This window comes from Georgenia sp. (assembly GCF_054605595.1).
Genome location: NZ_JBTSDU010000086.1, coordinates 1 through 13,655 on the forward strand (window position 1 = coordinate 1; position 13,655 = coordinate 13,655).

A 13,655-nucleotide genomic window follows, 5' to 3' on the forward strand; every position below is an offset into this window, starting at 1 on the left:
ATCCGCATCGTGGTGGACTTCCCCGCACCGTTCGGCCCCAGGAACCCCGTCACCGTGCCCGGCGCGATCGTGAAACTGATGCCGTCCACAGCAGTCTTGCTGCCATAACGCTTGGTGAGGTTCTCCGCCTCGATCATCTGGCTGGCCCTTCCGTGGTGCCCCGACGTTGATGCCCTGACGTTCGTGTCCGCACCACCGTAGATCGGCCTCCGACCGCGAACCACCGGCCACGGGGGGAGACCGGACGTCACCGGTGCTCCGCCGCGATGGCGAGGCCCTCATCCTGAGGGATGAGAACCGGACAGGTCGCCACCGGCCCGGGAACCCGGACGGCACCCCTCCCGTTGGAGTGGAGGAAGCTCGTCGCCCGGATCGTCATCGCCGCACCGTACGATGGGCAGTGGCCAGCGACACCGGCCCGGGCCCGGCACGCGGGTCCAGGCGCCGCGACCAGGAGGCACAGTGAGCAACCCCGTCTTCGAGAAGAGTCCCTACTTCGGCACGAAAGCGCAGCGGACCCCGAAGGGGTACCCCGCCTACCCCGGGTACACCCCCGGTGGTTCCACCACGCAGCGCCAGCCGTACGCACCGGGGCAGCCGTACGCACCCCAGGGCGAGGGCCTCGCCGACCTCGAGGCCGCCTACCGCGGCCCGACCGCGGCGCCCGCCGACACCGGCCGGATGACCTACGACGACGTCATCGTCAAGACGTCGCTCGTGCTCGGGGTCATCGTCCTGGCCGCCGCGTTCAACTGGGTCGTGATGAACGCCGACATGACGTTGACGATCGGTGGCGCGCTCGTCGGCCTCGTCCTCGGCCTCGTCAACGCCTTCAAGCGTGAGCCCAGCCCGGCGCTGATCCTCGCCTATGCCGCGGCCGAGGGCCTGTTCCTCGGTGGCATCTCCGCCATCTTCAGCGCGCAGTGGGAGGGCATCGTCCTGCAGGCGGTGCTCGGCACGGTCTCGACGTTCGCGGCGGCGCTGTTCCTGTTCTCCTCCGGTAAGGTGCGCGTCACGCCGAAGCTCCAGCGGGTCGCACTGGTCGCGCTCGTCGGCTACATGCTCTTCTCGGTGGTCAACCTCGTCCTCATGTGGACGGGCGTCGTCACCGACCCGTGGGGCATGCGCAGCGGCATCCTCGGGGTGGCGCTGGGCATCTTCGCCGTCGGCCTCGCCGCGTTCTTCCTCATCATGGACTTCGACGCCATCAAGAAGGGCGTCGAGCGGGGTGTGCCCGGCCGCTTCGCGTGGACCGCCGCGTTCGGCCTCGCCGTGACGCTGGTGTGGCTCTACATCGAGTTCCTGCGCCTGATCGCCATCCTGCGCGGAGACAGTTGACGCCCTGACGGTTTCAGCACCGACGACCGAGGCCCTGACGGCCGCCGCACGGGGGACGTCAGGGCCTCGGCGTCGTCAGCGCCTCGCTGGGCTCACTCGGGGCCAGGTTCGACGTCGACGCCGACGCTCACTCGACGCCGACGACGTCCACGACGAAGACGAGCGTGTCCGAGCCCTTGATACCCGCCTGCGGGACACCCGCGGGGCCGTAGCCGTGCTCCGGCGGGACCGAGAGCAGCACGCGCGAGCCGAGCCGCTGTCCCACGAGGCCCTCGTCCCAGCCACCGATGACGACACCCATCCCGATCGGGAAGGAGATCGTGGCGCCGCGGTCGTAGGAGTTGTCGAAGACGTGCCCGCCCCAGGTCTGGCCCAGATAGTTCACGACGACGGTCTCGCCGGCCCGGACGGTGTCGCCGGCACCGGGCACGAGCACATGGACCTGCAGACCCTCCGGGGCGTCGATGGTGGGGAAGGCCAGCTCCGGCTTGTCGCCGAAGCCGCCACTGGCGGTGGGGAGCGCGCTCATTCGTGTCCTCTCGGTCGGTGCCCGACGGCGCCGGGCCCCGACCAGGGTACGTGCGCGGGCGGGGGGCCGCTCGGGCGACGTCCTGGGCACGTGCGTCGTTCGGGACACGTGCGGCGCTCAGCACGCGCGAGCCGCTCCGGCGCCGGCGAGGACATCGGCGTCGCTCAGGACGTGGCGGGCGGCGCCACGTCGAGCTGTGCGGGCAGCTGGTCCTGGCGCACCAGACCGACGGGGCACGTCAGCCCGTTGGGGCCGTGGTTGCAGTAGCCGCCAGGGTTCTTGTGCAGGTACTGCTGGTGGTAGTCCTCGGCCGCGTAGAAGGAGCCGTCGAAGGACAGCAGCTCGGTCGCGATGGCGCCGTGCCCATGCTCGGTCAGCACCCGCTGGAACGCGTCCCGCGTGGCACGTGCCGCTGCCTCCTGGCCCGGGGTGGTCCAGTAGATCCCCGATCGGTACTGGGTGCCGACGTCGTTGCCCTGCCGGTTCGGCGTGGTCGGGTCGTGGTTCTCCCAGAACTCCTTCAGCAGCAGCTCGGGCGAGGTCCGCGCGGGGTCGTACACCACCCGAACGGCCTCCGTGTGCCCGGTCCGACCGGTGCACACCTCCGCATAGGTGGGATAGGGCGTGAAACCCCCCAGGTAGCCGGCCGCCGTCGAGACGACGCCGGGCCGGCGCCAGAAGATCCGTTCGGCACCCCAGAAGCAGCCCATCGCCACGTACATCACCTCGGTGCCGGGCCACGGGCCCTCCAGCGGGGAGCGGAGCACCTCGTGGGTGGGCGGCACCTCGAACACCGGGGAGGTGCGCCCGGGCAGCGCCTCGTCCGCCGTCACCAGCCGGGTCCGTCGAGCGGCAGACATCGCGCATCCTTTCGGGAGTCGTACACAGTGCCCAACACCGCAGGGCGACAAGTTCTTCCGGCGCGCGCCGCCACGGAGGCGGCGCCGGGCAACGCCTACGCTGACGGTTGACCGTCGACGTGATGGAAGAGGACATGACAGCACCCAGCGCCCCCCGCGAACCGGCGGACCTGCCGCGCACCGATCCGGCCGAGGTGGTCCCGTGGTCGCTGCGCGCGGCCGCCGCCTGGTCCTGGCGGGCGCTCGTGGTCGCCGCGGTCGCGGTGGGGGTCGGCTACCTGGCGATCACGCTCAAGACGATCGTCGTGGCGTTCCTCGCCGCCATCCTGCTGGCCGTGCTCCTCGAACCCGTCACCAGCTGGATGCGCCGCCGCCTGCGCTTCCCGCGCGCCCTGGCGTCGATCACCGCACTCGTCGGCACGCTGGTCGTCGTCGGCGGCCTCCTCACCCTCGCCGGCAGCTCCATCTACCGCGGGTTCGGGCAGCTGGTCGGCAAGGCTGTCGAAGGGTTCAACAAGCTCGTCAGCTGGCTCGCGGAGGGGCCCCTCGGCATCGACCGGTCGCAGCTCGACGCCTGGCTGGGCCAGGTCTTCGGCCAGATCCAGGACAACTCCGGCGTCCTGGTCAGCGGCGTCCTGAACGCCACCGGCTCGGTCACGTCCGTGGTCACCGGAGCCGTCATCGCCATCTTCTGCCTCTTCTTCCTCCTCAAAGAGGGCCGGCAGATCTGGCGGTGGTTCGTGCGCCTGGCGCCGCGCAGCGGCCGGGACAGGATCAACGAGGCGGGCATCCGGGCGTGGGCGACCATGGGCGGCTACGTGCGGACGCAGATCCTCGTGGCCTTCGTCGATGCCGTCGGCATCTCGGTCGGCGCCGCGATCCTCGGGATCCCGCTCGCCCTGCCGATCGGCGTGCTGGTGTTCCTCGGTGCCTTCATCCCGATCGTGGGTGCGCTGCTGTCGGGCACCGTCGCCGTGCTGGTGGCGCTCGTGGACCAGGGACTCGGCACCGCGGTGATCATGCTGATCATCGTGCTCGCCGTCCAGCAGATCGAGGGCAACCTGCTGCAGCCGTGGCTGCAGGGCAACGCGCTGTCGCTGCACCCGATCGCGATCCTCCTGGCCGTCACGGCGGGTACCGGGATCGCCGGCATCCTCGGGGCGCTGCTCGCCGTGCCGATCGTGGCGGTGATCAACACCGTGCTGCTGTACCTGCACGGGCACGACAAGTACCCCAAGCTCGCCACCGACGTCACCCGAGCGGGCGGCCCGCCCGGTACGCTCGACGACGCCATCGAGGACGACTTCGCCCACATCGCCGCGGACGGCTCGGGCGAGGAGGAGGGGGTGGGCCCCGCATGAGCGCCGCCGCAGGTCTCGACCTCGCCGCGTTCCGGGAGGCTGCGCGCATCATCGAGCACGTCGCCACCCGAACCCCGGTCGAGCACTCCACCACCCTCAGCGAGCTCGCGGGCACACCGGTGTGGCTGAAGGCCGAGAACCTCCAGCGCACCGGTTCGTTCAAGGTCCGCGGCGCCTACGTGCGGATGTCCCGGCTGACGGAGTCCGAGCGGGCCCGCGGTGTCGTCGCGGCCTCCGCCGGCAACCACGCGCAGGGCGTGGCGCTGGCGGCCCGTGAGCTCGGGGTCTCGGCCAAGATCTTCATGCCGGTCGACGCGGCACTGCCGAAGGTCGCCGCGACTCGGCAGTACGGCGCGGAGGTCGTGCTCGTGGGGGACGACCTCACCGGCGCCCTGGCCGCCTGCACCGAGGAGGTGGCGCGCTCCGGGCGGGTCCTCATCCATCCCTACGACCATGTCGACATCGTCCTCGGCCAGGGCACGATCGGGCTGGAGATCCTCGAGCAGGTTCCGGACGTGCGCACCGTGGTCGTCCCGACCGGTGGTGGTGGGCTGCTCGCGGGCGTCGCGGCCGCCGTCCACGCCGTCGACCCGTCGATCGCCGTCGTCGGGGTCCAGGCCGCCGCTGCCGCCGCGTACCCGGAGTCGCTGCGGCAGGGCCGGCCGGTGCTGCGCACGGACCTGCACACGATGGCCGACGGCATCGCCGTCGCCCTGCCGGGCCAGGTGCCCTTCGGGGTGGTGGCCGAGCAGGTCGTCGACGTCCTGACGGTCACCGAGGAGAGCCTCTCGCGGGCGGTCGTGCACCTGGTCGAGCGCGCCAAGCTCGTGGTCGAGCCCTCCGGGGCGGCCGGGGTGGCGGCCCTGCTCGCCGACCCGGGCGCCTTCGAGGGGCCGGTGGTCATGGTGCTCTCCGGCGGGAACGTCGACCCGCTCGTGCTGCTGCGCATCATCCGGCACGGTCTCGCGGCGGCCGGGCGCTACCTGCAGCTGCGGGTCCTCGTGAAGGACGCGCCCGGCAGCCTCGCGGACCTGCTGCGCCTGTTGGCGCGCAGCGGCGCCAACGTGGTGAGCATCGAGCACAGCCGCACCACGGGCGGCCTCGCCGTGGACGAGGTCGAGATCTCCGTCGAACTCGAGGCCAAGGGGCCGGAGCACTGCACCGCCGTGCTGCAGACCCTCCGGCGGGAGGGGTACCCGATCCGGTCCCAGTAGGGGACGGCAGAGGCGGTCGTCCCGATGGACGACCGCCTCGTGGCACTCGGGCCCGTTCGTGCCGGTCTCAGCCCCGGTAGGGCTTGACCTCGCCGATCTTGACCTCGATGGTGGACCCGTTGGGGGCCACGTAGGAAGTGGTGTCACCCGACTTCTTGCCGACGAGCGCCGCACCGAGCGGCGAGCTCTCGGAGTAGACGTCGATCTTCAGGCCCGGCGCGGCCTCTCGGGAGCCGAGCAGGAAGATGCGGTCCCGGCCGGCGACGGTGGCGTTCACGACCATGCCGGACTCCACGATGCCGTCGTCCGGCGGCGCCTCGCCCACCTGGGCGTCGCGCAGCAGCGCCGTGAGCTGGTTGATGCGCGCCTCCTGCTTGGCCTGCTCCTCACGGGCGGCGTGGTAACCGCCGTTCTCCTTGAGGTCCCCCTCCTGACGGGCAGCGTCGATCTTCTCGGCGATCTCGCTGCGCCCCGCGGACTTCAGGTGCTCGAGCTCAGCCGTCAGACGGTTGTACGCGTCCTGGGTGAGCCAGGTGGTCGTCTGGGTCACGGCTCCTCCTCCACATACGGTTGTGCCCCGGACGCAAGCGGCCGAGGCGACGGGGAATCGGTTGGATCACCGCCGGGCGCTCGCACCGCGTGCGCCGCTCCGGGCGGCGTGTCAAAGCACCAGTGTAGCAAGGCGGACGGCCACGTCCGCCTTTTCGTGCGGCCCTGCCGCAGCGGACGACCTGGCTCGGCGTCGGGAACGGCTCAGCCGGACCCGACGATCTCGCACGAGCTCACGCTGCCCGTCGTCGCCGGTTCGGAGGTGGTGACCACCGCCTCGTGCGACGTCGTCCGGGCGTCGACCGGGCCGACGACGACCACCCGGAACCCCACCTCCGTGAAGCTCTCGTTGAGGGCGATGAGGGAGCAGCGCACCGTGGTCCCGGGGTCGGTGATGATGTTGAACCGGACCGTGGTCCGGGTGGGGCCGTCGACGGTGAAGCCCAGGTCCTGGGAGCTCACGGACGGTCGACTCAGGCCCACGGCCTGCACCAGCACCGCGGCGGCGATCAGCACCGTGGCGAGGACGGCGGTCACCACCAGCCGGCGTCGGCGGGTCTGCGGCGCAGGAGGCTGTCCGTAGCGGGCGGCCATGATCGCAGGGTCGACGCCGCCCGGGGGCGGGACATCAGGTGAGGCGGGCACGGCGCCGTCCTTCCGGGAGCCTCGGCCGGGTCGCGTTCTCGCCAACCGGCAGCGGATGAGAGACCATTGTCCCTGGCAATCTACGCGCGAGGTCACCGCGACCCGGACAGCGCCGTGACCTGGAGGAGTCCCTTGAACGATCACGAACTGCGGCTGATGGCCGTGCACGCCCACCCCGACGACGAGTCGAGCAAGGGCGCGGCGACCATGGCACGGTACGCGGCCGAGAGCGGCCCGGTGCGGGTGATCACATGTACGGGCGGGGAACGCGGGGACATCCTCAACCCGAGCCTCGAGGGGCGGGCGGAGATCCTGCGCGACATGCCCGGCCACCGACGCCGCGAGATGGCGGCCGCGGCCGAGGCGCTCGGGGTAGAGCAGGTCTGGCTCGGGTTCGTGGACTCCGGGCTCCCCGAGGGGGACCCGCTGCCCCCGCTGCCGCCGGGATGCTTCGCGCTCGAGCCGCTCGAGGTCCCGACGGCGGCGCTGGTGCGTCAGATCCGTGAGTTCCGTCCGCACGTGATGACTTGCTACAACGAGCAGGGCGGCTACCCCCACCCCGACCACGTCATGAGCCACCGGGTGGCCGTGGCCGCCTTCGAGGCCGCGGCGGACCCGGACGCCTTCCCCGACGCCGGCGAGCCGTGGGCCGTGCAGAAGCTCTACTACGACGTCTCCTTCTCCCGATCGCGCATCGAGGCCCTCGACGGCGGCATGCGGGCCCGCGGCCTCGTCTCGCCGTTCGAGGGGTGGCTGGAGAACCGCCGTGACCGGTCGGAGCGGCACGCGACGGCGCTGGTGGAGTGCGCCTCGTACTTCCCGCACCGCGACGACGCATTGCGTGCGCACGCCACCCAGATCGACCCGGAGGGGTTCTTCTTCCACATGCCTCGCGACATCGAGGCCGAGGTGTGGCCCTACGAGGAGTTCGAGCTCGCACGCACCCGGGTGCCGGTCGCCGGTGGGATGGAGACCGACCTGTTCGCCGGCGTCGACCCGGCCGGCATCGCGATCCCGGTGGACGGGTTCGGCTCCGACGTCCGGACGGACCGTTCCGCGGGTGGCAAGGTGGGGACATGACGTCCCTGCTGCTCCTGGCGACCACGCCCGCCCCCGACCCGGTCGAGATGGAGATCTGGGAGGTCACGCCCGGCATCGAGGGCTTCGTCTGGGGCTTCTTCCTGCTCGCGGTGATCGCCATCCCGCTGTTCTTCTCGATGACGAAGCACATGCGGCGCGTGGACCACAACGAGCGCCTGCGGCAGCGCGCCGAGGCGGAGGCGACCGCGACCGGCGAGGTGCACGCGACAGCGACCGGCGAGACGGACGCGATGCGGCCGGACGCCGAGGTGAACGCCGCCGATCCGCGGGTCGCACAGTCGCGGGTCGTGCAGTCACGGGTCGTGCACCCACCGGTCGAGGCAGGGGCGGCGGCCGGGGAGGGTGACGGCGGGGCGGCGTCGAGCCGGAGCGACGGCACGTCGCCGCCGCCTGTGGGTGACTGAGCCCTACCCCTTCTTCCTGTCCTTCTTGCGGTCGTCTCTCTTGCCGTTGCCGTTGCCCTTCTTGTCCTTCTTGTGGTCGCCCCCGCCCTCGACGTCCGCCTTGTTCGCCCGGCCGTCGCCCGCGGTGTTCGCCGCGGCGCCGGCGGATGTGTCGGAGCCGTCCGGGAGCTCGTCCGCGTCGGCCTCCCGGACCTTCTCCACGAACGTGGCCTCGGCCTCGCGGAACTCCTCGACGAGCTCGGCGGTCCGGTCGGCGGCCTCGGCGAGCGCCTCGGGGTCCATGGTCGCGGCAAGGCGCCGCTTCTGGGCGTCCACCCGCCACCGCGGCCGGGGCCACGAGAGGTCGAGGTCGACGAGGGCCTGCGTGAGCAGCTCGGTGACGGCCAAGCGGGCGTACCACTTCTTGTCCGCCGGGATCACGTGCCACGGTGCGAGCGCGGTGGACGTCTTCGCGAAGACGTCCGCATAGGCCTCCTGGTAGGCGTCCCACCGGGCGCGGGTGTCGACGTCGCCCGGGTTGAACTTCCAGTGCTTGTCGGGGCGGTCCAGGCGCTCCATGAGGCGCAGGCCCTGCTCCTGCTTCGAGACCATGAGCGCCACCTTGACGATGGTGGTGCCGGCGGCGACGATCTGGCGCTCGAACCGATTGATCTCGGCGTACCGGCGGGACCACACCGGCTCCTCGACGAGCTCGTCCACCCTGGCCACGAGCACGTCCTCGTAGTGCGAGCGGTCGAAGACGCCGATCAGCCCCGGCCTGGGCAGCGCGCGACGGACGCGCCACAGGTAGTGGTGGCGCCGCTCCCGCGGTGTCGGGACCCCGAACGCACGGAGCGCCACGCCCTGGGGGTCGACCATGCCGATGACGTGGCGCACGATCCCGCCCTTGCCCGCCGTGTCGAGCCCCTGGACGACGAGCAGCACCGAGGGCGCCTTCCCGGCCCGGCCCTGCGCGAACAGGCGCTCCTGCAGCTCCGAGAGGAGCCTGCCGCGCTCGGCCATGAAGGACTTCGCGTCGTCCCGGCCCCCGTCCCACCCGGGGGTTCCTGCGCGGTCGAGGAGGTCGAGGTCGAGGTCCGGGCCCGCCCGCAGCGCTGCGGCCGCGGGCGTCGTCCATCCCGGGGTGGAGTCGTCAGATCGCGTGTTGCCCACGCCGGATCGTATCGTCGGGACGGCCCGCGCCGCCGGTCACGGTCAGAACCGGGCCAGGGTGACCGCGACGGCCGCGAAGGTGCAGCCGTAGCCGATGACGGTCCCCACGTGGAAGATCTCGTGGAAGCCGAACCAGCGCGGGCTCGGGTTGGGCCGCTTCATCGCATAGACCAGTGCGCCCAGGGTGTACGCGAGCCCACTGATCGCGACCAGCCACACGACGGCGGGCCCCCCCGTCGTCCAGAACCGTGGCAGGAAGCCGACCGCCACCCAGCCCAGTGCGAGGTAGATCGGCACGTAGACCCAGCGTGGGGCCGAGAGCCAGAGCATCCGGGCGGCGATGCCCAACGCGGCGCCGGCCCAGACGATGACCAGCAGCAGACGCGCCGTCGCGGCGTCGAGCAGCAGCACCGCGAGCGGGGTGTAGGTGCCGGCGATGAGCAGGAAGATGTTGGCGTGGTCGAGGCGCCGCAGCACCGCGGTCGCCCGCGGCGACCAGGTGCCGCGGTGGTACACGGCGGAGCAGCCGAAGAGCACCACCGAGGAGGCCGCGAACACCGCCGTGGTGATCTTTCCCGGCGTCGTCGGCGCGAGGACGACCAGCACGATACCGGCGACCAGGGCCACGGGGGCCGTGACGGAGTGCAGCCAGCCGCGCAGGCGGGGCTTCACGACGGCGGCGATACCGCTCTCCGGGCGGGCGGCGTCACCGGTGTCCGCGAGGCCCGGTTGGTGAGTCATGTCGGATCTCCTGGTGCTCGTGACGGGTCGACGGCCGGGATCGGGTCCCGCACAACCTACGGTAGCGTAGGTTCGCCGTCGGCCGCGCCCGGGAACGCCGGCCACGCCGTCGGGTCCCGCGGGAGCGGTAACCTCGCACCAGGTTCTCGAGGGTCGGACGGCTCCCCGCGGACGACGAGGCGGCGGGTCCGCGCGGACCGGAAGGAGTGTCGAGCGGCAGATGCGGGTCCCGGACGTGCTGTACCACCTGTACGAGGGGCGCCTGGTCCGGAGCCTGACGAAGGCGACCGTGCCGCGCCACGTCGGGGTGATCCTCGACGGGAACCGCCGCTGGGCGAAGGCGCTCGGCACCCCTGCCTCGCACGGGCACCGCCACGGTGCGCTGAAGATCACCGAGCTCCTGCAGTGGTCGGAAGAGGCCGGCGTCGAGATCGTCACGCTGTGGATGCTCTCCACGGACAACCTCGAGCGGGATCCGGTGGAGGTCGCCCAGCTCCTGGAGATCATCGCCGCCGCGGTCGACACCCTGGCCGACTCCGGCCGGCGGCTGCGCGTCGTCGGCTCGCTGGACCTGCTCCCGGTGGAGGTCGCCGAGCGGTTGCGCAACGCCGAGGCGCGGACCGAGGACGGCGTCGGCGTGCAGGTGAACGTGGCGGTCGGCTACGGCGGCCGGCACGAGATCACCGACGCCGTGCGCTCGCTCCTGCGCGAGCGCGCGCTCGCGGGCCAGACGCTCGAGGACGTCGCCGGGGAGATCGGCATCGACGACATCACCGACCACCTCTACACCCGGGGCCAGCCCGATCCCGACCTGGTCATCCGTACCTCCGGCGAGCAGCGTCTCGGAGGCTTCCTGCTGTGGCAGTCGGTCCACTCCGAGTACTACTTCTGCGAGGTCTACTGGCCGGACTTCCGCCGGGTGGACTTCCTGCGTGCGTTGCGCTCGTACGGCCAGCGGGAGCGTCGCCTCGGCCGCTGAACCACCGGCGCCGCGGTCCCGGGCCACGGCTCCGGTGTCGCTGGGGCAGCGGCATGTGACGGGCACATGAACACCTGGTGTCGGTCCACCACCGGGGCGTGTCGGGCCGACTTCTGCCTCGATTGTCCGTAGCGTGAAGCGTGACGGACGGCACACCAGCCGTCCTCCGGGAGGTCAGCCCATGCAGCAGCCAGCTGCGGACGGGAGGGGCCGCCGGTCCTTCCTGGGCCGGCCCACCGCCCCCACCGCCGCGAGGTCGCACGCGCACCACCGCGTGACACCGCAGGCCAGCTGAGCTCGGCGCCTCGGCGCCGGAGGGAGTTCCCGTGAGCCGCACCCGCACCACCAGCGCCCCGACCGACGCCGCCCTCGCCGGTGAGCCCGCCATCCCCGTCGCCCCCGGCGACGACATCGCACCCGGCGACGACGCGGCGACCGGCGCCGCCGTCGCCGCGGAGCTCGGGGTGGCCGAACCCATCGGGACGGCCCTGCGCACCTACGTGCTCGACACCTCCGTGCTCCTCTCCGACCCACGCGCCATCCTGCACTTCGCCGAGCACGACGTCGTCCTGCCCGTCGTGGTCGTCACCGAGCTCGAGGCCAAGCGCCACCACCCCGAGCTCGGCTACTTCGCACGGTCCGCGCTGCGCCAGCTCGACGAGCTACGCATCAAGCACGGCCGACTCGACGCCGCCGTCCCGGTCGGCGACGACGGCGGCACGGTCCGGGTCGAGCTCAACCACTCCTCCGACCAGGTCCTGCCCTCCGGGCTGCGCCTGGGCGACAACGACACCCGGATCCTGTCGGTGGCCGCCAACCTGGCCGCCGAGGGCAACGACGTCACCGTCGTCTCCAAGGACCTGCCGATGCGCGTCAAGGCCTCCGCCGTCGGTCTCCACGCCGAGGAGTACCGCTTCCAGCAGGTGCTGGACACCGGCTACTCCGGCATGGCGACGGCGGAGCTCACGGAGTCCGAGATGGCGCAGTTGTGGGGGGAGGACCAGGTCGTGGTCGAGGATCTCGCCACCCCGGGCGACCTCGCGGACGTGCCGACCCACACGGGCGTCGTCCTGCACTCCCCGCGCGGCTCCGCGCTGGGCCGGATCGGCACGGACCGCATGCTGCACCTGGTGCGTGGGGACCGGGAGGTCTTCGGGGTGCGGGGCCGCAGCGCCGAGCAGCGCATCGCCATCGACCACCTGCTCAACCCCGAGCTCGGCATCGTCTCGCTCGGCGGGCGCGCCGGTACCGGCAAGTCGGCGCTGGCGCTGTGCGCCGGCATCGAGGCCGTCATGGAGCGCCACGAGCACCGCAAGGTGGTCGTGTTCCGGCCGCTGTACGCCGTCGGCGGGCAGGAGCTCGGCTACCTGCCGGGCGACCAGGCCGAGAAGATGAACCCCTGGGCCGAGGCCGTGTTCGACACCCTCGGGGCCGTGGTGGCCCCCGAGGTGGTCGACGAGGTCATGGCCCGGGGCCTGCTCGAGGTCCTGCCGCTGACGCACATCCGGGGCCGGTCGCTCCACGACGCCTTCGTGATCGTCGACGAGGCACAGTCGCTCGAGCGCAACGTGCTCCTCACGGTGCTCTCCCGCATCGGGCAGAACTCCCGGGTGGTGCTCACGCACGACGTCGCGCAGCGCGACAACCTGCGGGTCGGGCGCCACGACGGCATCGCGGCCGTGGTCGAGGCCCTCAAGGGCAAGGACCTCTTCGCACACGTCACGCTGACACGGTCCGAGCGCTCCGCCGTCTCGGCGCTGGTGACCGAGCTGCTCGAAGGCATCGACATCTGAGGACGCCCCCCGCCACGCCGCCACGACGTCCCCACCACGCTGCCGCGACGTCGAACAGGTCCTAAAGTGCCGATTTCGCGATAAATCGGCACTTTAGGACCTGTTCGACGCGGGCGGTGGGGTCGACGCGGGCGGTGGGGTCGGCGCAGGCGGTGGGGCTGGTTGGGCGGTCAGTCGATGTCGCCGATGTGGTCGACCAGGTGGGCCCGACCGTCGGCCAGCGTGTACTCCAGCCCGACGACGGCGCAGCGGCCCTCGGCGACCGCGCGGGCCAGCGCGCCGGAATAGTCACGCAGCATCTGCACGGTGGCGCGCACGTGCTCGCGGCGCAGCTCGTCGTCGTCGGGCAGCTCCAGCTGTCGGGAACCGGTGGGGGAGGCCTCCTTGGAGGAGCCGGACCTGGGGGAGTCGGACTTGGAGGAGCTCGACTTGGAGGAGCCGGGCGGGGCGCCGACGAGGTCCGCACGCGTGAGCAGCGAAGGGATCACCCGGTCCGCGATCGCCCGGACGAACCCGCTCGGCATCTTGCCGGTGAGCAGTGCCTCGGTGGCGGCCCCCACGGCGCCGCAGTGGTCGTGCCCGAGCACCACCACGAGGGGTGCGTCGAGGAGCTCGACGCCGTACTCGATGGAACCGATGACGGTGGTGTCGAGCACGTGGCCCGCGGTACGGACCACGAAGAGGTCGCCCAGGCCCTGGTCGAAGATGATCTCGGCGGCCACCCGGGAGTCCGAGCAGCCGAACAGCACGGCGTACGGGTGCTGGTCGGTGGCGAGCTCGGCGCGCCGGCCCGCGCCCTGGGACGGGTGCTCCATCCGGTCCTCGACGAAGCGGGTGTTGCCGGCCTGGAGGCGCTGCCAGGCCTCGGCGGGGGTCAGGGTGTGCGGGGCGGGCGGGGAGCCGGTCATCGTGCCATTGTGCACGCTGCGCCGGGCGCCGGCGTCAGAGCGTCAGCTCGGCGCGGGTGGGCGGGTTCGCCCCGGCCCGTG

Annotated in this window: 14 protein-coding genes and 1 pseudogene; 7 read left to right on the forward strand and 8 right to left on the reverse strand. The window is 72.1% G+C overall.

Features of this window, described 5'->3' with window-relative positions; all coding sequences use genetic code 11:
* Window positions 1–137 (reverse strand): ATP-binding cassette domain-containing protein (locus tag ACYC1Z_RS10465; protein ID WP_461409476.1); only part of this gene is annotated, 137 nt, incomplete at its 3' end.
* 325 nt (window positions 138–462) lie between these two features.
* Here ACYC1Z_RS10465 and ACYC1Z_RS10470 point away from each other — a divergent pair.
* Window positions 463–1,338 carry a Bax inhibitor-1/YccA family protein gene (locus tag ACYC1Z_RS10470; protein ID WP_461409465.1) on the forward strand — a complete coding sequence of 292 codons (876 nt, stop codon included), beginning with the start codon at window positions 463–465 and terminating at the stop codon, window positions 1,336–1,338.
* Between the two features lie 127 nt (window positions 1,339–1,465).
* Here ACYC1Z_RS10470 and ACYC1Z_RS10475 read toward each other — a convergent pair whose 3' ends face one another.
* Together ACYC1Z_RS10475 and msrA are read right to left on the reverse strand one after the other, a co-directional pair.
* On the reverse strand, window positions 1,466–1,867 hold the full coding sequence (locus tag ACYC1Z_RS10475; protein ID WP_461409466.1) for an FKBP-type peptidyl-prolyl cis-trans isomerase: 402 nt from the start codon (window positions 1,865–1,867) through the stop codon (window positions 1,466–1,468).
* 164 nt (window positions 1,868–2,031) lie between these two features.
* Window positions 2,032–2,727, reverse strand: a complete 696-nt coding sequence (msrA, locus tag ACYC1Z_RS10480) for a peptide-methionine (S)-S-oxide reductase MsrA (protein WP_461409467.1) — start codon at window positions 2,725–2,727, stop codon at window positions 2,032–2,034.
* Window positions 2,728–2,861: 134 nt separating this feature from the next.
* Between msrA and ACYC1Z_RS10485 the strand changes: the two genes are divergently transcribed.
* Together ACYC1Z_RS10485 and ilvA are read left to right on the forward strand one after the other, a co-directional pair.
* Entirely contained in the window at window positions 2,862–4,088 is a 1,227-nt protein-coding gene (locus tag ACYC1Z_RS10485) for an AI-2E family transporter (RefSeq protein WP_461409468.1), read from the forward strand.
* Complete coding sequence (ilvA, locus tag ACYC1Z_RS10490) at window positions 4,085–5,302, forward strand: threonine ammonia-lyase (protein ID WP_461409469.1); 1,218 nt, start codon at window positions 4,085–4,087, stop codon at window positions 5,300–5,302. Before ACYC1Z_RS10485 ends, ilvA begins: the two co-directional genes overlap by 4 nt.
* 67 nt (window positions 5,303–5,369) lie before the next feature.
* Here ilvA and greA read toward each other — a convergent pair whose 3' ends face one another.
* Both greA and ACYC1Z_RS10500 read right to left on the reverse strand, forming a co-directional pair.
* On the reverse strand, window positions 5,370–5,852 hold the full coding sequence (gene greA / locus ACYC1Z_RS10495) for a transcription elongation factor GreA (RefSeq protein WP_461409470.1): 483 nt from the start codon (window positions 5,850–5,852) through the stop codon (window positions 5,370–5,372).
* 203 nt (window positions 5,853–6,055) lie between these two features.
* Window positions 6,056–6,496, reverse strand: coding sequence for a DUF4307 domain-containing protein (locus ACYC1Z_RS10500; RefSeq protein ID WP_461409471.1), 441 nt, complete (start codon window positions 6,494–6,496; stop codon window positions 6,056–6,058).
* Between the two features lie 156 nt (window positions 6,497–6,652).
* Between ACYC1Z_RS10500 and mca the strand changes: the two genes are divergently transcribed.
* Window positions 6,653–7,576 (forward strand): mycothiol conjugate amidase Mca, encoded by a 924-nt coding sequence (gene mca / locus ACYC1Z_RS10505; protein WP_461409477.1) that lies wholly within the window; start codon window positions 6,653–6,655, stop codon window positions 7,574–7,576.
* On the forward strand, window positions 7,573–8,001 hold the full coding sequence (locus ACYC1Z_RS10510; protein ID WP_461409472.1) for a hypothetical protein: 429 nt from the start codon (window positions 7,573–7,575) through the stop codon (window positions 7,999–8,001). Before mca ends, ACYC1Z_RS10510 begins: the two co-directional genes overlap by 4 nt.
* Window positions 8,002–8,289: 288 nt before the next feature.
* Here the strand turns inward: ACYC1Z_RS10510 and ACYC1Z_RS10515 are convergent.
* Both ACYC1Z_RS10515 and trhA read right to left on the reverse strand, forming a co-directional pair.
* A pseudogene (locus ACYC1Z_RS10515) lies at window positions 8,290–9,153 on the reverse strand (PPK2 family polyphosphate kinase); the annotation flags it as partial.
* Between the two features lie 42 nt (window positions 9,154–9,195).
* Complete coding sequence (trhA, locus tag ACYC1Z_RS10520) at window positions 9,196–9,894, reverse strand: PAQR family membrane homeostasis protein TrhA (protein WP_461409473.1); 699 nt, start codon at window positions 9,892–9,894, stop codon at window positions 9,196–9,198.
* A gap of 220 nt (window positions 9,895–10,114) precedes the next feature.
* On the opposite strand from trhA, the gene ACYC1Z_RS10525 reads away from it, so the two are divergent.
* The gene (locus ACYC1Z_RS10525; RefSeq protein ID WP_461409474.1) at window positions 10,115–10,873 is read left to right on the forward strand and encodes an isoprenyl transferase; all 759 of its coding nucleotides are present in this window, start codon (window positions 10,115–10,117) and stop codon (window positions 10,871–10,873) included.
* Between the two features lie 464 nt (window positions 10,874–11,337).
* A complete protein-coding gene (locus tag ACYC1Z_RS10530; protein WP_461409478.1) occupies window positions 11,338–12,666 on the forward strand; it encodes a PhoH family protein in 1,329 nt (442 codons plus the stop codon).
* A 170-nt stretch (window positions 12,667–12,836) separates the two neighbouring features.
* Here ACYC1Z_RS10530 and ACYC1Z_RS10535 read toward each other — a convergent pair whose 3' ends face one another.
* Window positions 12,837–13,574 carry a carbonic anhydrase gene (locus tag ACYC1Z_RS10535; protein ID WP_461409475.1) on the reverse strand — a complete coding sequence of 246 codons (738 nt, stop codon included), beginning with the start codon at window positions 13,572–13,574 and terminating at the stop codon, window positions 12,837–12,839.
* Window positions 13,575–13,655 lie beyond the last annotated feature (81 nt).

What these genes read in the sequence shown, in the direction of transcription:
- ACYC1Z_RS10510 (WP_461409472.1), top strand. Translation starts at nt 7,573, where the DNA reads ATGACGTCCCTGCTGCTCCTGGCGACCACGCCCGCCCCCGACCCGGTC.
- ACYC1Z_RS10485 (WP_461409468.1), top strand. Translation starts at nt 2,862, where the DNA reads ATGACAGCACCCAGCGCCCCCCGCGAACCGGCGGACCTGCCGCGCACC.
- mca (WP_461409477.1), top strand. Translation starts at nt 6,653, where the DNA reads ATGGCCGTGCACGCCCACCCCGACGACGAGTCGAGCAAGGGCGCGGCG.
- ACYC1Z_RS10475 (WP_461409466.1), bottom strand. Translation starts at nt 1,867, where the DNA reads ATGAGCGCGCTCCCCACCGCCAGTGGCGGCTTCGGCGACAAGCCGGAG.
- ACYC1Z_RS10525 (WP_461409474.1), top strand. Translation starts at nt 10,115, where the DNA reads ATGCGGGTCCCGGACGTGCTGTACCACCTGTACGAGGGGCGCCTGGTC.
- msrA (WP_461409467.1), bottom strand. Translation starts at nt 2,727, where the DNA reads ATGTCTGCCGCTCGACGGACCCGGCTGGTGACGGCGGACGAGGCGCTG.
- ilvA (WP_461409469.1), top strand. Translation starts at nt 4,085, where the DNA reads ATGAGCGCCGCCGCAGGTCTCGACCTCGCCGCGTTCCGGGAGGCTGCG.
- ACYC1Z_RS10535 (WP_461409475.1), bottom strand. Translation starts at nt 13,574, where the DNA reads ATGACCGGCTCCCCGCCCGCCCCGCACACCCTGACCCCCGCCGAGGCC.
- trhA (WP_461409473.1), bottom strand. Translation starts at nt 9,894, where the DNA reads ATGACTCACCAACCGGGCCTCGCGGACACCGGTGACGCCGCCCGCCCG.